Source organism: Microbacterium sp. MYb64, from assembly GCF_002979495.1.
GTDB classification, from domain to species: domain Bacteria; phylum Actinomycetota; class Actinomycetes; order Actinomycetales; family Microbacteriaceae; genus Microbacterium; species Microbacterium azadirachtae_A.
Genome location: NZ_PCOW01000013.1, coordinates 16,775 through 37,074, shown reverse-complemented (window position 1 = coordinate 37,074; position 20,300 = coordinate 16,775). Strand labels below are relative to the sequence as shown.

Annotated in this window: 15 protein-coding genes; 3 read left to right on the top strand and 12 right to left on the bottom strand. The window is 72.3% G+C overall.

The genetic code is table 11. The features are described from left to right. Nucleotides 1-144: 144 nt before the first annotated feature. A complete protein-coding gene (gene pepN / locus CQ044_RS12495; RefSeq protein ID WP_105688769.1) occupies nucleotides 145-2,640 on the bottom strand; it encodes an aminopeptidase N in 2,496 nt (831 codons plus the stop codon). A 79-nt stretch (nucleotides 2,641-2,719) separates the two neighbouring features. Between pepN and CQ044_RS12490 the strand changes: the two genes are divergently transcribed. Beyond that, nucleotides 2,720-3,211 (top strand): YbaK/EbsC family protein, encoded by a 492-nt coding sequence (locus tag CQ044_RS12490; protein WP_105688768.1) that lies wholly within the window; start codon nucleotides 2,720-2,722, stop codon nucleotides 3,209-3,211. Nucleotides 3,212-3,283: 72 nt separating this feature from the next. Further along, complete coding sequence (locus tag CQ044_RS12485; RefSeq protein WP_105688767.1) at nucleotides 3,284-4,441, top strand: acyltransferase; 1,158 nt, start codon at nucleotides 3,284-3,286, stop codon at nucleotides 4,439-4,441. A gap of 102 nt (nucleotides 4,442-4,543) precedes the next feature. Here CQ044_RS12485 and CQ044_RS12480 read toward each other — a convergent pair whose 3' ends face one another. The 9 genes from CQ044_RS12480 to CQ044_RS12440 all read right to left on the bottom strand — a co-directional run bounded on the left by CQ044_RS12480 (nucleotide 4,544) and on the right by CQ044_RS12440 (nucleotide 18,430). Then, nucleotides 4,544-6,970 (bottom strand): HAD-IC family P-type ATPase, encoded by a 2,427-nt coding sequence (locus tag CQ044_RS12480; RefSeq protein WP_105688766.1) that lies wholly within the window; start codon nucleotides 6,968-6,970, stop codon nucleotides 4,544-4,546. 58 nt (nucleotides 6,971-7,028) lie between these two features. Next, complete coding sequence (locus tag CQ044_RS12475) at nucleotides 7,029-8,327, bottom strand: MFS transporter (protein WP_105688765.1); 1,299 nt, start codon at nucleotides 8,325-8,327, stop codon at nucleotides 7,029-7,031. Further along, nucleotides 8,324-8,911 carry a helix-turn-helix domain-containing protein gene (locus tag CQ044_RS12470; protein WP_105688764.1) on the bottom strand — a complete coding sequence of 196 codons (588 nt, stop codon included), beginning with the start codon at nucleotides 8,909-8,911 and terminating at the stop codon, nucleotides 8,324-8,326. The genes CQ044_RS12475 and CQ044_RS12470 overlap by 4 nt, the downstream gene beginning before the upstream one ends. Before the next feature lie 79 nt (nucleotides 8,912-8,990). Continuing rightward, on the bottom strand, nucleotides 8,991-9,695 hold the full coding sequence (locus CQ044_RS12465; RefSeq protein WP_105688763.1) for an ABC transporter ATP-binding protein: 705 nt from the start codon (nucleotides 9,693-9,695) through the stop codon (nucleotides 8,991-8,993). Continuing rightward, nucleotides 9,692-10,627: an ABC transporter ATP-binding protein gene (locus tag CQ044_RS12460; RefSeq protein WP_105688830.1), complete on the bottom strand. Its 936-nt coding sequence runs from the start codon at nucleotides 10,625-10,627 to the stop codon at nucleotides 9,692-9,694. The genes CQ044_RS12465 and CQ044_RS12460 overlap by 4 nt, the downstream gene beginning before the upstream one ends. Nucleotides 10,628-10,714: 87 nt before the next feature. After that, a complete protein-coding gene (locus tag CQ044_RS12455) occupies nucleotides 10,715-13,375 on the bottom strand; it encodes an FtsX-like permease family protein (RefSeq protein WP_105688762.1) in 2,661 nt (886 codons plus the stop codon). Then, nucleotides 13,372-15,723 (bottom strand): hypothetical protein, encoded by a 2,352-nt coding sequence (locus CQ044_RS12450; RefSeq protein WP_146116788.1) that lies wholly within the window; start codon nucleotides 15,721-15,723, stop codon nucleotides 13,372-13,374. Before CQ044_RS12450 ends, CQ044_RS12455 begins: the two co-directional genes overlap by 4 nt. Nucleotides 15,724-15,874: 151 nt before the next feature. Continuing rightward, entirely contained in the window at nucleotides 15,875-17,140 is a 1,266-nt protein-coding gene (locus tag CQ044_RS12445; RefSeq protein ID WP_105688760.1) for an MFS transporter, read from the bottom strand. 84 nt (nucleotides 17,141-17,224) lie between these two features. Next, nucleotides 17,225-18,430, bottom strand: coding sequence for a PLP-dependent aspartate aminotransferase family protein (locus CQ044_RS12440; protein WP_105688829.1), 1,206 nt, complete (start codon nucleotides 18,428-18,430; stop codon nucleotides 17,225-17,227). 113 nt (nucleotides 18,431-18,543) lie between these two features. Here CQ044_RS12440 and CQ044_RS12435 point away from each other — a divergent pair, with 113 nt between their 5' ends. Beyond that, entirely contained in the window at nucleotides 18,544-19,020 is a 477-nt protein-coding gene (locus CQ044_RS12435) for an Lrp/AsnC family transcriptional regulator (RefSeq protein WP_258133292.1), read from the top strand. Between the two features lie 13 nt (nucleotides 19,021-19,033). Here the strand turns inward: CQ044_RS12435 and CQ044_RS12430 are convergent, their stop codons facing one another. After that, complete coding sequence (locus tag CQ044_RS12430; RefSeq protein ID WP_082076758.1) at nucleotides 19,034-19,282, bottom strand: hypothetical protein; 249 nt, start codon at nucleotides 19,280-19,282, stop codon at nucleotides 19,034-19,036. 95 nt (nucleotides 19,283-19,377) lie between these two features. Beyond that, entirely contained in the window at nucleotides 19,378-20,295 is a 918-nt protein-coding gene (gene rarD, locus CQ044_RS12425; protein ID WP_219844963.1) for an EamA family transporter RarD, read from the bottom strand. Nucleotides 20,296-20,300 lie beyond the last annotated feature (5 nt).

Here is a 20,300-nt window from a genome sequence, read left to right as displayed (position 1 = left end):
TCCCGGATCCCGGGCTCTCGGGTCCGTGCCGTCGTGCGCGCCGCATCAGTCGGCAGGAGGAATGCAACCCTGCAGGATGATCGCGGTCGGATCCTCCTGCGGAGTCGCATCCGGCCTTCGAAGTTGCGGGCCGGACGCCGGGGCTCAGCCGGCGAGGCCTCCCTGTGCCCGGCGCACCCGGATCGCGCGCTGCTGGTGGTCGCGCTGCTCGAGCACGAGCCGGCGGAGCGCGGCGGGGGCGTCGGGATGCGCATCGAGCCAGGCGTCGACGAGATCGGTGGTCTGCGCGTCCGGATACAGCCCGATCACCAGGCGCCGGGCGATCTCGATCGACCGATCCGCCCAGGCCGCCTCGATCCGCGAGAAGTACTCAGCGTCGAAGGCGGCGACGAGATCGCGCCGCCCGCCAGCCCCGAAGCCGCGGATCGTGGCGTCGAGGTGGTCGTTCGTGAGCGTCAGATCGACCCAGGCGGCGCGCCAGTCGGCCGCACGCACCGCGGCGCTCGGCGTCGACGCCGCGGCCGCGAGCGCCGCGGTGCGACCGCTCGCCGTGTGGTCGCGCAGCTGCTCCTCGGTGATCTCCTCCGCCCCGGCGTGACCGGTGGCGACGAGCGCGGTGAGCAGCTCCCAGCGAAGGTCGGCATCCATCGGGAGGCCCTCGGGCCCCGATCCGATCAGCAGGGTGGAGACGTCGAGACGCCGGCGGTCGTCGAAGGCCGCGGCAGCGGCGAACGCGCGCGCCCAGACGAGCTGCGCGTCGCCGCCGTGCTCCGCCCCACCGAGCGCCGCCCACGTCGCGTCCAGCCACGCGGCCCGCGCCTCGGCCACGGCGGCCTCGGGCAGGTAGTGCCCGATCGCGAACGGCGCGTTCAGCACGACGCCGCCGAGCAGCGCGCTGTCGGTCTCGGCGGGCGCATGCGCCACGACGATCCCGAGGTAGCGCTCGACGGCGAGCTCGCCGTCCCGCGTCGCGTTCCACAGCGCCGACCAGAGCAGCGCTCGCGCGAGCGGATCGGAGAGCGAGGACAGTCCCCGTTCGACGGCCGCCAGCGAACGCGGGTCGAGCCGTGCCCTGGCGTACGTGAGGTCGCCGTCGTTGAGCAGGACGAGGTCGGCATCCGGCAGCGCGACAGGGGTGCGCTCCTCGGCGATGTCGACGGGGATCCGCTCGCGCAGCACCAGCGCATCGTCCTGTAGGTCGTACAGGCCGATCTGCAGTCGATGCGGACGCGGATCCGTCTGGACGACGACGGCCTTGCCGTCCTCCCCGCGTTCGATGCTCAGCGTGCTCATGCCGGTGGTCTGCAGCCACGCCTGGGCCCAGGTGCGCATGTCGCGGCCCGAGGCCTGCTCGAGCTCGACCAGCAGGTCCTCGAGCGTGGTGTTGCCGTAGGCATGCCGGGCGAAGTAGCGGCGGGCGCCCTCGAAGAACGCGTCCTCCCCCGCGAACGCCACGAGCTGCTTGAGCACGGCCGCGCCCTTGGCGTAGGTGATGCCGTCGAAGTTGAGCTTCGCCGCCTCGAGGTCGGCGATGTCGGCGACGATCGGATGGGTGCTGGGCAACTGGTCCTGCGTGTACGCCCACGCCTTGCGCCGGTTGGCGAACGCGACCCAGGCATCGGTGAACTCGGTCGCGGCGACGGAGGCGTGCGATCCCATGTAGTCCGCGAACGACTCCTTGAGCCACAGGTCGTCCCACCAGGTCATGGTGACCAGGTCGCCGAACCACATATGCGCCATCTCGTGCAGGATCGTGTTCGCCCGCGCCTGCCGCTGCGCGCGGGTCGCGGCCCCCCGGTAGAGGTACGACTCGGTGAAGGTCACCAGACCGGGGTTCTCCATCGCGCCGATGTTGTACTCCGGCACGAAGATCTGGTCGTACTTCCCCCACGGATACGGGAACGCGAACGCCTCCGCGAAGAAGTCCAGGCCCTGCCGGGTGATCTCGAGGATCTCGTCGGCGGCGAGGTGCTCCGCCATCGAAGCGCGGCTGAGCACGGAGAGCGGCACGACGAGATCGCCGCGCCGCCACTCGGACGACACGCGCGCATAGGGGCCCGCCGCGATGCAGGTCAGATAGCTCGACAGCGGCAGCGTCGGCGCGAAATCGACGGTCTGCGCGCCGTCGCTGACGCTCGTCGTCGCGGGCGACTGGTTCGACAGCACCTCCCAGCCCTCGGGAGCGGTCACCACGACCGTGATCGCCGCCTTCATGTCCGGCTGCTCGAAGCAGGCCATGAAGCGACGCGCGTCGGCCGGCTCGTCGTGCGTGTACAGGTACACGCCCCCGTCCACCGGGTCGGCGAAGCGATGCAGCCCCTCCCCGGAGCGGCTGTAGGCACCGGTGGCGCGGATGACCACGGTGTTGTGCTCGGCGAGGCCGACGAGGCGGATCCGCGCGCCGTCCCACTCGACCTCACGCCGCTGCCCGTTCACCTCGACGTCGTGCACGGCCTCGCCGAGGAAGTCGGCCCACGTCTGGGTCGTACGCGCGTCGAACTGCAGCGTCGTGGTCACCGAGAACCCGGTGTTCGCCGGGTCGGTGGCGCCGGTCACATCGAGCTCGACACGAAGCCGGTGCAGGTCCACGCTCGCGGATCGAGCGGCGGTCTCGGTGCGGGTGAGGTTGGCGGTGGTCATGGATCCATCGTTCCATGTTCTGCACATGCGCCGGGCTGACGGGCGCCCGGTGACGCGGGCGCTGTGCCAGCATGGTCGCATGACAGAGCAGACCGCCTCCCTCCCCGAGCGCAGCAGGATCGTGCAGGAGCACGTGCGCGCCGCGGGACTCTCCTCACAGGTGCGCGAGCTGCCCGATTCCGCACGCACCGCCGTCGAGGCCGCCGCGGCGCTGGACTGCGAGGTCGGCGCGATCGGATCCAGCCTGCTCTTCCTCGCGGACGGCGAGCCGCTGCTCGTGATGACCAGCGGTCGGCACAGGGTCGACATCGCCCTGCTCACCGCAGCCGTGGGCGCGGAGACGGTCGCGATGGCGCCCGCAGCGACGGTGCGCGAGGTGACGGGGCAGGCGATCGGCGGCGTGGCACCGGTCGGCCACCCCGCCCCGGTGCGGACGTTCATCGACGCGGCGCTCCGCGACTACGACGTGGTCTGGACCGCCGGCGGCACCCCGCACACGGTCATGCCGATGACGTTCGACGAGCTCGTGTCCCTCACGGGCGGCGCGGTCATCGTCGTCGCCGCGGACTGAACCGGACGTCCTTCGCGCTCTCCGGGGCGCAGTCCAGGAGGCACCCAGACTCGGTGCCTACCGTGGAAAGGGATGTCACAGAACGGTAACGGCAGGATCAGTTCCCTCGACGGACTCCGCGGTCTCGCCGCGGGGATCGTCCTTGTCCACCACGCCTCCCTGATCGCGGAACCGTGGATCGACCCGGCCGGCTGGGCGCTGCTCACGCAGTCGCCGCTCAAGCTGCTCCTGGCCGGATCCGAGGCGGTCATGGTGTTCTTCGTGCTGTCCGGGATGGTGGTCGTGCTGCCTGCGCTGCGGCCGGGCTTCTCCTGGGCGCGGTACTACCCCGCGCGCCTGGTCCGGCTGTACGTCCCGGTGATCGCCGCGCTCGGAGCGGCCGCGCTCCTCGTCCAGCTGATCCCGCGCGACGCGTCCACGATGCCCGACAACTCGTGGATGCAGGATGCGCAGGCGACGAGCGTCTCCGCCGGCGACGTGCTGTCGCAGATGACGCTCCTGCGGTCGAACTATCCGATCGACAACGTGCTGTGGTCGCTGCGCTGGGAGCTGTTCTTCTCGCTGCTGCTGCCGCTGTACCTCTGGGCCGCGCTGCGGATCCGCCGCTTCGCGGTGCCCGCCGCCGGACTCGCCGTGATCCTCATGTTCGTGGGTCGCGCGACCGGGGAGTCCGCGCTCGCCTATCTGCCGGTGTTCCTGCTCGGCACCCTGATCGCGGTGCGGTTCGCGGATCTTCAGGCCTGGGCCGAGCGTCCCCGCGTGCGCCGGGCGCTCCCCTGGCTCTCCGTCATCGCCTGCGTCCTGCTCATCGCGAGCTGGCTGGCGCGTCCGATCACCGCGGGCACGGCGGCGGCCGACGTGCTCTGGGCGCTCGCTGGCGCCGGCGCGGCGCTGCTCGTGGTCCTCGCCCTGGTGTGGCCGGGAGCCCGCCGGGTGCTCGATGTCCGGCCGATGCAGTGGCTGGGACGCGTGTCGTTCAGCCTCTACCTCGTGCACGCCCCGATCCTGGCCTCGCTCTGCTACCTGCTCGGGGCCGAGCAGTGGTGGCTGGCATGCCTGATCGGGATCCCGCTCAGCCTCGCCGTCGCCGCGCGGTTCCACGCGCTCGTCGAGCGGCAGGCGCAGGATCTCGCCCGGCAGGCCGGCACGATCGGCGCCGCTCTCGCGGAGCGGGTGCACGTCCGCCGCATCAGCGCGGCCCGCCGCATCGCCCTCGCCCGAGCCGACTGACCCCCTCCCACCTCCGAGTCGTCCCCGTCAGCGGTGCCCATGGCGTCCGCTGACGGGGACGACTCGGAGGTGGGGGAAGTCGGAAGGGGCGGAGAGAGCGGGTCAGGGGTGAGGGAGCGCGTCGCGACGCCGGCGGCGACGGGAGACGGCGCCGTAGATCGCGCGCAGGACGGCGCGCGCGCCGAAGCGCACCGCGATCCCGGCGGCGCCGAACGCGCACGCGATCAGCACGGCGCGAGGATCGTGCAGGTCGACGTCGAAGACCTGGGATCCGAGCGGGCTGAGGATCACGACCAGCATGCCGCCGATCATGGCGCCCACGAGCCCGAGTTTCCACGGCTGGAAAGGCCTGGCCACGGTGATCAGCACGAAGAACGCCACGATCACGAGAGCGAGGAATCCGGTCGACGCGTTCTGCACGCGCTCGCTGTGCTCCGTGCCGAAGACCGCACGCGCGGTCAGGTACGCGCCGTAGGAGGCGAGCGCGGCGCCGATGCCTCCCGGCACGGCCGCGTCGAGCACCCGCCGTACGAAGCCGTCCTGAGCGCGTGCCGTGTTCGGCGCGAGAGCGAGGAAGAACGCGGGGATCCCGATCGTGAACCAGGCGATGAGCGTGACATGCCGGGGCAGGAACGGGAACGGCACGGCGGTGACCGCGACCAGCAGCGCGAGCAGGATCGAGTACAGCGTCTTCGTGAGGAACAGGGTCGCGACCCGCTCGATGTTGCCGATCACGCGGCGCCCCTCCGCGACCACATGCGGCAGCGTGGCGAAGGAGTTGTCCAGCAGCACGATGCGCGACACGGCGCGCGCTGCCGGCGATCCGGATCCCATCGCCACGCCGACATCGGCGTCCTTGAGCGCGAGCACGTCGTTGACGCCGTCGCCGGTCATCGCGACGACATGTCCGTCCCCCTGCAGCGCGTGCACCATCGCGCGCTTCTGGGTCGGCGTGACCCGGCCGAACGCGGTGCGGTCGCGCACCTCGGCGTCGAAGTGCGCCGAATCCGGGTCCAGGGTGCGGGCGTCGACCGCGTTGCGCCCGTTCGGGACGCCGGCCTCGGCGGCGATCGCGCCGACCGCGGCCGCGTTGTCGCCGGAGATGACCTTGATGTCGACGTCCTGCTCCGCGAAGTACGCGATGGCGCCTGGTGCCTCGGCGCGCAGCCGCTGGTCCAGGATCACGAGCGCGGTCGCGACGAGACCGCCAGGGAGCCCGTCGCCCGGCTCCTCCGGATCCGGCAGCGCACGGTCGCTGCGTGCGAGGGCGAGCACCCGCAGGCCCTCGGAGGCGAGCGCATCGGAGCGGCTGCGGGCCGCATCGCCGACCGCGAGCAGCACATCGGGGGCGCCGAGCACCCAGCTCTCCACGGCGCCCGTGGCGGCATCGGCCGTCTGCATCGCGGCCCATTTGCGCGACGAGGAGAAAGCGATCGAGGTCTGCGCCACGAGCGCCGGCGCATCGCCGACGTGCTCCAGGATCGCCGCCATGCTGGCGTTGGGCTTGCCCTCGGCGCGGCCGATCGCGGCGAGGGCGGCCTCGATGCGATCGTCGTCGACGCCGAGGCGCTCGACGGCGCCCACCCGCATGCCGTCCTCGGTCAGGGTCCCGGTCTTGTCCGTGCACACCACGTCGACGCGGGCGAGCTGCTCGATCGCCGGCAGGTCCTGCACGAGGCAGTTCCGGCGTCCGAGACGGATCACGCCCACGGCCATCGCGACGCTCGTCATGAGCACGAGGCCTTCCGGCACCATCGGCACGAGCGCGGCGACGAGCCCGCGCACCGCATTGCGCCAGTCCTCCGCATGGCCCCAGATCTGGTTGACGATCGTGAGCACGCCGACCGGGATCAGCGCCCAGGTCACGTACTTCAGGATCTGGTCGATCCCGGCACGGAGCTGCGAGGACGGCTTGCGGAACTCGGACGCCTCCTTGGCGAGGCGGGCGGCGTATGCATGCTCGCCGACGGCCGTGGCGCGGAAGCTTGCAGATCCCGCGGCGACGAAGCTCCCGGACTTGAGCTCGTATCCGGGCCCTGCGAGGACCGGTTCCGACTCGCCCGTGAGCAGCGACTCGTCCACCTCGAGACCGGTCGCGTCGAGCACCTCGCCGTCCACCGGGATCTGATCCCCGGCCGCCACGAGCACGACGTCGTCGAGCACGAGCTCTTCCACGTCGATCTCCGCGACCCCTTCTGCGCGCTCGACGCGGGCGGGGGCCTTGCTGAGCAGTGCGAGCCGGTCCAGGGTGCGCTTGGCACGCACCTCCTGCACCATTCCGACGACGCTGTTCACGATGATGAGCAGCCCGAACAGCCCGTCGATGAAGTAGCCGGTGCCCAGGATGAGCAGGAACATCACGAGGTAGATCCCGTTCACGCGCGTGAAGGCGTTCGCCCGGAAGATCTCGCCGAAACTGCGACTCGTGCGCGACTCGATGGCGTTGCTCTCGCCGCGAGAGATCCTCTCGGCCACCTGCGCGGCGGTCAACGGGGCACGGGTCGCCTGGGCGGGGCTTCCGGGTGTCATGCGATCACCGTAACAGCGCGAGGTCCCCGCGGCCTGCGACCGCCCCGCGCCGTGCCGCTCACGCCGCGTTCAGCGCGGCCCTCCGGCTGCGCTCCTGGCGCAGCGCCGGCAGATAGCAGGCCGCTCCGAGGATGCTGAACGCCCCGGCGACGACGGTCGCGGTCGCGGCCGAGGTCGCCCCCGCGAACGCCGTGAGCACGAGCAGTCCGATGCTGTACGCACCTCCGGAGACCATCGAATTGAGCGAGAGCACGGTCGCCCTGGTGGATCGGTCGGCCTCGCGATGCAGCAGGGCGGAGTGCATCGGCCCCGCGGCGCCGTGGGCGAGATAGGTCAGGCCGTAGCCGATGAGCAGGCCGACGACTCCCGAGGACAGCCCCATGACGACCACGAACGCGCCGTTCAGGATCCGGCTCAGGATCGCCGTCCAGGTCACCCCGATCACGCCGCTCAGCCGGCTCGCGAGCAGGGATCCGACCGCGAACAGTCCCCATGCGGCCGCCGACGCCGGGCCGAACACCGCCGCGGCCGCGGCCTCCCCACCGAGCATCCCCTCGAGCTGCACCGGGGTCAGCGTCTCGAAGCCGATCATCGCGACCGACCAGAACACCTCGACGAGCACGAGACCCGCGAGCACCCGGGAGGTCGCCGCACGCCGCAGGCCGTCGACGATCGTCCGCGGGGTCTGCCTCGCGGCGTGCAGCATCGTCGGAAGCGCATGGGCCGGTGCCGCCCCCTCCCGGGGGGTGTCCCGTACCAGCACGACGACGAGCACGGTGTATCCGGCATAGAGACCGATCGCCACGATCAGCGGCAGCACGAGCGCCGACAGTGCGGAGAGCGGATGCCACGCGACGAGCAGGCCGCCGAGCAGCGCCCCGCCCGCGATCGCCACGCCGAGCACCGTGCCGGCCTTCGCGAGGGAGTGCGCGACCTCGGCCTGCGGATCGTGCTCATGCACGGCGTCGACGAACCACGCCTCGAGCGAGCCGGAGTCGAGCACGCGGAAGATCCCCTGCAGCAGCAGGGACACCGCGAACAGCGCGTACGAGTCGGCGAGCAGGAAGAGCACGCTCGCGGCGACCGCGAGCACTCCCGAAGCGGCGAGCACCGGGCGGCGTCCGAGCGTGTCGGAAAGGGCTCCCGTCGGCAGTTCAAGGGCGAGCGCCACGAACCCCTGGATCGCGAGGATCGAGCCCACCTCCGCGATCGAGAGTCCGCGCTCGAGCGGCAACAGCACGGTCACTCCCAGGGTCACGCCGACCGGGAGCCAGCGCAGGGCCGTGAGCAGGAGCAGGCGGCGCTGCGCCGCGGAGATCGCGCGCGCGGCCTCCGCGCTCGCCGCGGCCGCGCTCATGATTCCTCCGGCGGGTCGAGATCGATCGGGGTGACCTGCACGGCCACGTGCACCCGTCGCGCGGCCGGATCCCCCTCGCCGAGACGCCGGTACTTCTCAGTCAGCTCATCGATCTCGTCGTGGAACGCGGCGAGCTGATCCGGTGTCACGGTGAGCAGCGCGTCATCGAGCCCGAGCCGGTCGACCCAGGCGGCGGGCCAGGAGGCCTCGGCGTCGAGCCAGCGCTCTGCCCGCGCGGCGAACTGCCGCACGTAGTCGCGACGCAACCAGCCGAGTGCGGTCTGCGCGTCCTCATCGTCCGCGAAGGCGGAATTGGTCCAGGAGTGGTAGTCGGTGCTCGCACGCCAGATCCGCCGCTTGCCCGCACCTTCGCCCGTGTCGGCGACCAGCCCGACGTCCTCGAGGGCGCGCAGGTGATAGCTCGTCGCCCCCGTGTTGGTGCTCAGCGCGGCGGCCAGTTGCGTCGCCGTCGCGGGGCCGTGCACGCGCAGCTCGCTGAGCAGACGCGAGCGCAGCGGATGCGCGAGCACGCGTACCGCCCGCTCGTCGAGGCGCATGCCGACGGGGCGTTCCGGGATTTCCATACCCGCACTCTTACATGCATAGATTCTGTGCACAAGAGTTCTGCACAGAATCCATGCACACCGGATCGGAATCAGGACGTCAGCGATGCCCCGTCTTCGCCGCGAGCGCACGAGGACCGAGCTCGTGCAGCACGCCGTCGTGCAGGTCGAGCACGCGATCGGCGCGCGTGAGCATGGCCGCATCGTGCGTGGCCACGACTGCGGCGGTGCCCCGCTCGTGCACGAGGCCCGCGATGAGATCCATGATCTGCGCGCCGGTCTCGCTGTCCAGCTGCGCGGTCGGCTCGTCCGCGATCAGCACCGCCGGATCCATGACCAGCGCACGCGCGATTCCGACGCGCTGCTGCTGTCCCCCGGAGAGTTCGGCCGGGCGCTGCCGCGCGTGGTCGGCGAGCCCCACCGCCTCCAGCGCGCGGGTCACCCGCTGCTCCCGTTCCGCCACCGCGGTGCGCCGGATCCGCAGCGGGACCTCCACGTTCTCGGCCGCGGAGAGCACCGGCAGCAGCCCTGCGGTCTGGAAGATGGAGGCGATCCGCTCCCCCAGCAGGTGGCTCGCGTCTCCCGCGCTGATGTCGTGCTCGTCCAGCAGCACCCGCCCGCGCGTGGGCCGGTCGAGACCTCCGAGCATCGTCAGCAGCGTGGTCTTGCCGGAACCCGAGCGCCCGGTGATCACGACGAGCTCCCCCGCCGAGACCGTCAGGTCGACCTCGCGCACCGCGGTGACATCTCCGCCGGGCGCGGCGAACACGCGGGTCAGTCCTTCCGCGCGCAGGACCTCGGTCATGACTGCTCCTCCCCCGGTGACAGCGCTTCGTCCGCCCCCGGCTCCGCCGCCGGCGCCGCGGATGAGGCACTCGGCGCGACGCGCACGTGATCGGCCTCGAGCGACAGCCGCACCCTGTCGCGCAGGTCGAGCGCGCTCACGAACTCGCCGGGCAGCTGCATGCGGCCCGCCCGGTCGAGCACCGCGAACTCCTGCGCGATCCGGACCTCCCGCCCGTCGCCATCGGTGTGCGTGCTGCGCAGGGTCTCGGTCGACGTGCGGCCGTCGCGGATCCGCACCGTGCGGTCGACGTGCTCGGACACCGCAGCGTCGTGCGTCACGATGAGGGTCGTGACGCCGTGCTCGGTGTTGACGGCCTGCATCGCGGCGAGCACATCCGCGCTCGTGCGCTCATCCAGCTCGCCGGTCGGCTCGTCGGCGAGCAGCACGCGCGGCTCGTTCGCGAGCGCGACCGCGATCGCCACCCGCTGCTTCTGGCCGCCGCTCAGCTGAGCGGGTCGTTGCTCGGCCACATCGGCGACGTCGAGCAGTTCGAGCAGCGCCTGCGCACGGCCCGCGCGTTCCGCCTTCGGCACCACGCGGGCGACACCGTGCGCCAGGGCGATGTTCTCGCGTGCGGTGAGGTACGGCAGCAGGTTGCGCCCGGACTGCTGCCAGACGAAGCCGACGCTGCGCCGGCGATAGCGCAGCCGTTCGGCCCCGCGCATCGTCACGAGGTCGTGCCCGGCGACGCGGGCGCTCCCCGCGGTCGGTCCGTCGAGTCCGGCGAGGATCCCGAGCAGTGTCGACTTCCCGGATCCGGAGGCGCCGACGAGCGCGACCATCTCCCCCGCCTGCGCGCGCAGGTCCAGCCCCTGCAGCGCCTGCACCTCGACGCCCTTGGCGGTGAAGATCCGCACCAGACCCTCGCACGCGATGTCGACATCGGTCATCGTCCGATCCCTCCTGCTGCGGTCATGATCCCTCGCCCCTCGCCCCTCGTCGCCGTCGTGGCCATCCTTCTCCTCGACCGTCATCCCTCACCCCTCGTCATCCGCGACCCGGATCGCCTCGGCGCTGCGCAGCCGCATCGCGGTGCCGGTCGCCAGCAGGACCGCCACCGCGGTGACCGCGACGAAGGCCAGCACCGCCGCAGCGAGCCATCCGGGCGGCAGGCTCAGTGCCGGTGCCGTCTCGCCGCCCGTGAAGCCGCGCAGGTCCAGCGCCCCGATCACGAGCCATGACATCGCGAGGCCCGCGGCGACGCCCACCGGCAGCGCGATCACCAGCGCCGGCCCCACCTCCCACGCCACGAGCGGCAGTTCCCTGCGCCGCGGATAGCCGACCGCCCGCAGCAGGGCGAGCAGGCGGGCGCGCGCCGCGGATCCGAGCAGGAGCGTCTGCAGGACCGCGACGGCGAGCAGCACCGCGACGATCGCGGCCGACACCATCAGCGCGAGGCGCAGGGCGGACGACGCCGGATCCGAGGCCGACTGCGCGATGAGCTGATCGGCGGTGGTCACCGTCGCGGTCTCGCCGAGCCGCGCGGCCAGGTCCTTCGAGACCGTGGGCGGGTCGTTCCCCTGGGCCACCGCCGCGAACAGCTTCGTGACCACCGGCGAGGAGACGCCGATGCGGTCGATGTTCCCGCGGTCGACGATCACCCACTTCTCCGCGTTGCCGAACGGGGTGCGCTGCGCGGTGTGCGCGACGACCCGCACGGGGTGGCCGTTCACCGTGAGTCCGTCGCCGAACCGCGCGAGCAGCTGGTCCGACGCGACGACCGGGACACTCCCGCCCGAGGTCTCCGCGAGTGCGGCGGGCATCGGCAGAGCGCCATCGAATCCCTGCTGCACGCGGGCGAAGGCGTCCCGGTCGACCGCGTAGACGCGCACGCGATCGGTGCCCTCCTCGGACGCGCCCTGGCCGATCTCATCCGCGTCCAGAGTCGCGACCGCCGCGACGCCGGGGATCTTCCGGGCTGCGGTGATCTGCGCCTCCTCGAAGTACGGCATCGACACCGCGATGTCGGCGCCGGTGGCGTCCCGCGCGGAGCGGCCGATCCCGTCCGAGACGGTCGCGGCGAACGAGACCGCGAAGACCGCCACGGCGAGGCCGATCACGGCGGCGAGGGCGGGTGCCGTGCGCAGCGCGGCGTCGCGCAAGGCGCGGGCGGGTCCCAGCAGCGAGATGAGTCCCGTGCGGCGGCGCGCGGCGCGCAGCAGCGCGTCCAGCAGGAGCGGGAGCAGCCTCAGCACCGCCGCCGTGCCCACCGCGCCGATCAGCACCGGCATCGCGAGAAGCACCGGATCCACCCGCAGCGACCCGCCGCGGCTCTGCAGGAGCACGGCGACGGCGACCGCGAGCGCCACGACCACGGCCTCGCCCAGGAGGCGGGTCAACGGGCGCCGCCGCTGCGCGGATCCGTCACGACGTTCCGTCCTTCGGAGGTCCGTCACGACCGTGAACGGGACGGCGCACACCGGGACGAGCACGAGCACGCCGGCCACGAGCATCGTCAGCGCATCCGGTCCGCCCTGAGTCAGCATGGCGCCCGCCGCGAACCCGATCGCGGCGCCGAGGATCCCGAGCAGCAGCGCTTCGCCTCCGAGCACGACGCACAGCTGCACGAGCGACGCGCCTCTGGCGCGGGCGAGCGACGCGGCCCTCCGACGGCGCAGAGCCAGCTGCCGCCCGGCCAGCGCCAGCACCACGCCCGCCACCGCGAGCGGACCCACGGCGGAGATGGAGACGACCGCCACGAGGGCGCTGCCCCGCATGACGCCGCGATCCAGGGCGTCGGCGATGGGAGAGGAGAACTGCAGGCCGTTGTCGAAGAAGTCACCGGTGGAGCCGACATGCACCGGGTTCGCCATGAACAGCCGCAGCTGGGCGCTCACCGTCGCCGCGTCACCGGCGGAGATCCTGCTCGCATCGAGCGGGATCCACGCGAGTGTCGCGGCCTGGGTGAGCAGATCGCCGAGGACGCCCGCCTCGTCCGGAGCCATGAAGCCGACCGTCTGCAGGATGATGTCGCCCATCGGCGTGTACTGGACGGTCGGCGCACGCGAGCCGACCAGCATGTCCCAGTCGAGGTCATCCGCACCGCTCGGTGCGACCAGGCCGGTGAGCGTGACAAGGAGTCCCTGCCGGTCACGCACCTCTCCGACCTTCCAGTCCAGCTCGGCGGCCGACTTGTCGCTGAGCACGATCTCGATGCCCTCCGCGGGATCGGTGACCCGGGGATACGCGCCCTGCACGAGGCGACTGCGCTGCTCGAGCCCCGGATCCATGATCAGTCTCACGGCATTGTGCGGCGTCTTCCGATCGCCCTGCAGTTCGATCGCGCGGAAGTCTCCGACGACTCGGGGCACGCCCAGCGCGCTGCGCAGCGGCTCGGGCTGGCGATCCCGCTGCGCCTGCAGCGCCGAGAGCGGCTCCGACCACACGTCGGTCTTGCCGGGACCTCCCCGCTGCATGCCCACGATCCAGGACTGCATCGCCGTCAGCGGGCGGCCGATCTCGGGGATGTCGCGGACCTGATGCTGCACGGTCGCAGTGCGCGCCTCGTCGACGAGCGGCGGCACCAGCGCGCCGGCGAGGGTCATGGCGGCGATCGCGAGCACGAGGAAGGCGGACAGCAGCGGTGTCGTGAGCGCGGTGCGCAGCACGACGGCGGGCGTCCCGGGATGGCGCGTCATGCTCCGCTCCCCCACATCACGGGCAGGACGAGCGCCACCACGGCGAATCCCGCGGCCGCACCGCCGAGGAGGCCGAAGACCGCGATCCCCGTCACCTCGCCCAGCCGCGCGGAACGCTGACGGCCCGCGCTGAGTCCGAGAGCGCGCAGTGCGGTGCGCTCCTCGTTCCTGCGGGTGCGGTCCGCGGCGACGGCGGCGAGGAAGCCGAGCAGCCCCAGAAGCGCGGCGGCCGCGGATCCGATGGTCAGCAGGATCGTGGCTGTCCCGGTGATCGGCGCGGTGCTCACCGCGGCGGCGGTCAGGATCCGCATCGGACTGCTCGCCCTCGTGCGGACCTCCGTTGCGACGGCCGAGGCGTCCGAGGTCGAGAGCCACAGCTCGTTCGACCGCAGTCCCCCTGCTCGCGCGGCGGCGGTGCGGTCGGCGAGGATCCCGGGGCCGGATCCGATGCCGGCGATCGTCGGGACGATCGCGGCGACCTGCGCCGGCAGCCGCGTGCCCTCGGGGCGCAGCGTGATCGAGAAGGTCGTGCCCCTCACGGCGCCGAGTCGCTGCGCGAGCGCCCTGGTGATCGCCACCGGGACAACGGATCCGGACCCCACGGTGATGGCTGACTGATCCGACGCGGGGATCGCCTCGGCGGAGGGGTCGGCGGCGAGGAAAGCCACCGTGTCCGACCCGATATCGGCGTCTCTGCTCAGAACCTCCGCGGCGCGCGTGACCGTCGGCAGCGCCGCGGCCTCCGTCGCGGTGAGCGGCACGGCGCCCTGCCCTGCGACCGACACCCGCACGTCGAGCCCGAGCGCCGCGCGGACCTCGCTGCGGTCCACGGCCGCGGCGAGCGGGGCCGCGCCGAGCGCCATGGTCGCGGATCCCGCCGCCAGCGCCATGCACAGGATCGCCACGGCGACGCTTCCGGCGCGCCGCGCGATCTGGCGCAGGGGCAGCACGGGCATGATCCCCCGGCCGCTGCGGGCCGCGCGTTCGGCCGCCGCCGCCACGAGCACGGCGAGCACGGGAACGAGCAGTCCGAAAGCGAGGAGCGCCACCGCAGCGGCCGCGGAGGCGACGGGATCCGCCGCGCCGCCCTCGGAGATCACGCCACCCTGCGCGAAGAGCTGCCAGAGCGCGAACGCGGCCAGCGCGGTGACGATCAGGGTCGGCACCAGCAGCGCCGTCACGATGCCGCGTCCGGCATCCGAGCGGGTCCCGGACGTCGGGGCGGACGCGCGCGCCGCGGTGACGGCGGCCGCCGCCGCCGCGATGAGCACGGTCAGCGCTGCGGCCACGATCGTCGGGAGGCCTGGCGAGGCGAGCGGGAGCATCACGATCAGGGCGAGGACGGCGCCCGCACCCGTCGCCGCCGCGGCCTCTCCCGCGGCTCCGGCCGCGATACCGGTCACCGCGGTGCCCCGCGCGCGGACCAGACGCAGTTCCGCGCGGCGTGCACCCGCCATGGATGTGAGGATCACAGCGATCGCGATCGCCCCCAGCGCGACGATGATCGCGGTGGGCACCGCCATCATGCCCCGGGCGCCGCTGACGGCGCGGGTCTGCCGGTCCAGCAGGTCGCCGAGCGAGCCGCCGACCGCGGTGCTGGAGCGACTTTCGGGATCGACCTTCGCCGGGAGCTGCGACAGTCGTTCCAGTCCGGCGCGATACGCGCTCAGGCTGTCGGCCGTCAGCGCGACCGGCGCGATGGTCCAGGTCGCGGTCGGCGTGGTCCACAGCCGCGTCATATCCTCGTCGGTGATCAGCACGGGCCCTGCGGCGCCGTCGGAGTCGCCGGACGCCACCGCGGGATCGCCGGCCCAGGCCGGCGCGGTGGGATCCTTCGCCCGCCAGGTGCCGACGACCAAGACTTCGACGACGCCTCCCGAGGCATCCGCACCGAGCCGGATCCGGTCGCCGATCCGCCAGCCGCGGATCTCCGCCGCGGCCTTCAGCACGGCCGCCTCGCCGGACCGGGCCGGCCAGGCGCCATCGATGAGATCACCGCGATCGGTGACGCCTTCTCCGCCGATCGCCTGCACGGCGTCGGGGTTGCCCAGGGAGATCTGACTCACCGCCATCCGACTGACGGCGACCGGCGCTCCCGCGAAGGCCTTCGCGATCGCCGCGCGGACAGCACGGTCCTGCGCCGCGGGATCCCCGGTGCTCAGCGCGGTGACGGTCGCGACGCGCGTTCCGGACTCCGCGTGCTCCGCCACCTGACGCACGCCGTCGTCCACGAGCCGCCCCGAGAGGGCATCGGTCCCGCCCACGCCGAGCACGACGAGTCCGGCGGCGAGCAGGACGAGCAGGAGTCGCGCGGTCTGCTGCCGCGCCCGCCTCACCGCAAACGTCATCGTCCTCGCCCGTGTCACCGACTGCTCCGCACGCCCGCGATGGGATCGTTACCGATCCGTACGAAACGCACGTCCCCCCATCCTGGGGGCACCGCCACCGGCGCGCAATGGTCTCTTTGCGGACACTGTGAATCGACTTCGCGAGGCCCGCTCAGGCCGCGCCGGTGTCGACCACGGCCGGGGCCGCCAGGCCGTTGGCCGCGGCCGGCAGCCGCCGTTCCAGAGCGATCGCGAGCACGCAGATCAGCACCGAGCCCGCCACCATGGCGACGATGAACCACACCTGGCGCCCCTCTCCCAGCAGCAGCCCTGCCGCGATCGGCCCCGCGATCGCCCCGCCCTGGAAGGCCGCAGCGTTGATCGCGTTGTACCGCCCGCGGCTGCGGTCGGAGGCGAGGTCGTTGCAGATCGCGGGCACCGTGGGCTGCAGCATGGTCTCCCCGAAGGCGAAGACTCCCATGAACAGCAGCACGCCGATGGCCGCGGCGAGCGATTCCGGCAGCAGCCCGGTGAGGCCGAGGAGTACCCAGGAGAACCCCCAGATGAGGGTCATCACCTGCATCACCCTGGTGCGGCGGCGCCCCGTGATGAGCTTGAGGACGGCGAACTGCAGCAGCACGATGACGGCGGTGTTCACCGCGAAGGCGAACCCGATCACCTGCGTCGAGACGCCCGACACCTGCCGCGCGAACGCCGGGAAGCCGCCCTCCATCTGTCCATAGCCGATGAACACGGCGAGGAACGTCAGCAGGGTGAGCCACAGCACGGCCGGCCTCCGCAGGATCTGCCGGTATCCCTCCGCCTCGGTCTCGTGCTCCGCGGAGGGATCGGCGTGCGTGCGGACGTGCCGCAGCGGCCCGAGCAGCAGCGCCATCGGGATAAGCGAGCTGGCCGCGTCGATGAGGAAGATCGCGGTGAACGTCTCCGGCCGGTGCACGTCGATGAAGAAGCCGCCGATGATGCCGCCCACGCCGATGCCGAGGTTGACCAGGGCGAAGTTCACGCCGAAGTACTGCTGACGCAGCTCGCCCGAGACGATCGTGGCGATCAGTGCGTTGAAGCCCGGCCAGGAGACGCCGAAGTTCACCCCGATCAGCACGAGCGCGATCGCCGCGACCACGGGCGACGTGGCGAAGGCCAAGAGCGTGCAGCCCGCGATCATCGCCACGAGACCCGCCAGCAGCACCCTCCTGGCGCCATAGCGGTCGATCAGCGTTCCGCCGGGGCCGGTCGCGACGAGCCCGGTGACGGCGATCACGCTCATCAGCGCGCCGGAGACGCCCAGGTCGAAGCCGCGCACCTCGTGGAGGTAGATGATCGTGAAGGGCAGGGTCAGTCCGCGGCCCAGCGTCTGGATGGCGACGGTGGACAGCAGCCAGCGCCCCGGGGTGGGGAGCGCGGCCCAGAAGGTTCTCATTCCGGTCACCGCACAATTCTGCCGGTGGCCACGGACATTCCCTCTCCCCCAGGCTCTCAGCGCGTCGGGCTCGGGGCGCCGCGCTCAGCGCACGGCGACGCCGATCCTGGCGAGGGCCTGGGTGAGATCGCCGATCAGGTCCTCCGGATCCTCCAGTCCGATCGAGAGCCGCACGATGTCGGCGCCGGGGCGGGCCTCGGCCGCGACGGGCCGGTGGGTGAGCGCCGCCGGGTGCTGCACGAGCGAGTCGACACCGCCGAGCGACACCGCGTGCGTGAACAGCCGCACGGATCCGGTGAGGGCCTCCGCGGCCGCGTAGCCGTCGCGCAGTCGCACGGCGATCATCGCGCCGCCGCCGCGCATCTGCCGCGGGATGAGACCGCGCTCGTCGCCGATGCCGGGGTAGAACACCTCGGCCACGGCCGGGTGCTCGGCGAGCCACGCGACGACGCGCTCCGCGGAGCGCTGCTGCCGCTCCATGCGCACCGGCAGGGTCGCGAGACCGCGGTGCAGCAGGTAGGCGCCGAGCGGGTGCAGCAGCGCCCCCGTGATCGCGCGCACGCGGCGCAGCGCCTGCGCCGTCTCCTCGGAGCACGCGATGACGCCGGCGATCACGTCGCCGTGCCCGCCGATGTACTTGGTCGCGCTGTGCAGCGACATCCGCGCGCCCAGGTCGAGCGGGTTCTGCAGCAGCGGCGTCGCGAAGGTGTTGTCCACGAGCACGGGCACGTCCCCCGCCTGCGCGACGACCGCGGCGATGTCGACCATGTCCAGGGTGGGGTTGCCGGGAGTCTCGACGACCACGAGGCCGGTGTCGGCGCGCAGGTGCGCGCGTACCTCGTCCTCCGCGCAGAACGTCGCCTCCGCGCCCAGCAGCCCGGAATCGAGCAGGTGGTCCGTGCCGCCGTAGAGCGGACGCACGGCCAGGATGTGATGCTTGCCCATCGCCGTGGTGTGCGACAGGATCGCCGCCGTCATCGCGGCCATGCCGCTCGAGAACGCGACGGCGGCCTCGGCGTGCTCGAGCTCGGCGAGTCCCTCCTCGAACCGGGCGACGGTCGGGTTCCACAGCCGGGCGTACACGTTGCCGCCGTCGGGCAGCGGGTGCCCTCCGGTCGCCATCGACTCGTAGGAGTCGCCCCCGTGCACGATGTCGGGCAGCGGGTTGGTCGAGGAGAGGTCGATCGGCGGGGCGTGCACGCCGAGAGCGGCGAGGTCGGCCCGGCCGGCATGCACCGCCACGGTCTCGGGGCGCAGGGGCGTGTCACGCAGGGAATCGTCGTCGATCATGATCCCAGGATCCTTCTGCGCGCAGGGATCCGCCAGATCCATTGCTGCAGGAAGGCATCCTGAGTGCAAAACTTGAGTCCTGCGCAATATTCGGACGTCGTGAGGAGCGGATCTTGATCGCGGAACAGCACGGCGTCGACGCCCTCGACCTGCGCATCCTCGCCGCGCTCTCCGCGCAGCCCGACGCTCCGATCAAGCAGCTCGCCGCCGTGCTGGGGATCCCCGCCTCCACATGCGCGTTCCGGCTCCGCTCCCTGCGCTCGCGCGGGGTGATCCAGGGGCTGCGGCTGCTGCTCGATCCTGCCGCGCTCGGCCGCCCGGTGCAGGCCGTGATCCGCGTGCGGCTGGGCACCCACAGCAAGACCGGCGTCGAGGCGCTGTTCGATGCGCTCGAGGCGACGGAGGGCGTGCTGCAGGTGTTCCACATCGCGGGCGCCGATGACTTCCTCGTGCACGTCGCGGTCGCCGACGCCGCGGCCCTCCGCGACATCGTCCTCGAGCGCATCACGGTGCACGACGTGGTCCGTGCCACGGAGACGCAGCTCGTGTTCGAGCGGCGCGACGGCGCGGGCATCGCCGCGCCGCGCTGACCTGCCTCGCGGCTCACTGGTCGCGGCGGTTGTACTTGCCGTGCCGGTCGTGCGTGGAGTGCGGCGAGGGTTCCGTGCCGCCATCGTGCTCGGCATCGGCGTAGGCGCCCTCGTCCTCGGGGTCGGGGCCGCCGCGCTCGGTGCGCGTGTACTGCCCGTGCACGGTGCGCTCGGGCTCCGGCTCCCCGTCGACCTCGGTGTAGGTGCCCTCGAGGCCGTCGCGCGGATCGCTCGCCCCCTGCGGGCGTTCTTCCTGGCTCATGCTGGTCCTCCCATCGGGAGATGGCGCATCTCTCCCTTCCAGGGTACGTCCGCAGGCATCGGAAGGCACAGGTTCCGTGCCGCTCGCGCTCCGGGTCAGGGGATCCGCCTCGCGCGGCGGAAGCCGTCGACCGCGAGCACGACGAGCGCGACCGCGAGGGTTCCGTAGACCAGCGGATCCCAGGCCCGCAGGTGCGCCCCCAGAAGCATCGCCACGACGAACAGCAGCACGGGCTCCGCGTAGCTGAGCAGGCCGAAGAGCGGAAGCCCGAGCAGCCGGGACGCACCGAGGTAGGCCGACATCGCGAGCGTCCCGGCGAGGCCGGCGGCGATCACCGCGGCCTGCCCGAGCGGAGTCGTCGCTCCGGGCATGACGATCACGAAGACCACCGCCACCGGGATCAGCAGCACCGTCTCCGCACCGAACGTCGCCGGCAGATCGAGGCCCGCGTGCCGGCGCACCGTGAAGTACACGGCGTACACGACGCAGATCCCGAGGGCCACCCAGGACAGCGTCCCCTCGAAGGCGATCTTGGCGCCGATCGCGACCACGGCGATGCCCACGGCGACCCATTGCCCGCAGCTCACCTGCTCGCGGAACAGCAGCCGCCCGACCAGTACCAGCGCGATCGGCAGCAGCAGGTATCCGAGCGATGCGTCCAGCCCGAAACCGTGCACCGGTGCCCAGGCGAACATCCACATCTGGAAGCCCACCATCGCGCTCATCGCGACCAGCACCAGGGGCATCCACCAGCGGGAGGACAGCACGCGCCAGAACAGGGCGAAGGCGGCCCGGCCCTGCCTGGTCGAGAGGGCGAGGGCGTAGCAGAGCGCCGTGACGATCATCCGCCAGCCGAACTGGGCCTCCGCGGAGGCGTCGACGACGCCGTAGAGGTAGAAGATGCCGCCGAAGAGCACGCTCGCGGCGAGAGAGCTGACGACGCCGCGGGCGCTCCGCGACCCAGGTGTGCGCTGCTCCATCATCGAGAAGGGTATCGGCCAGGCGGAAGGCATGGCGA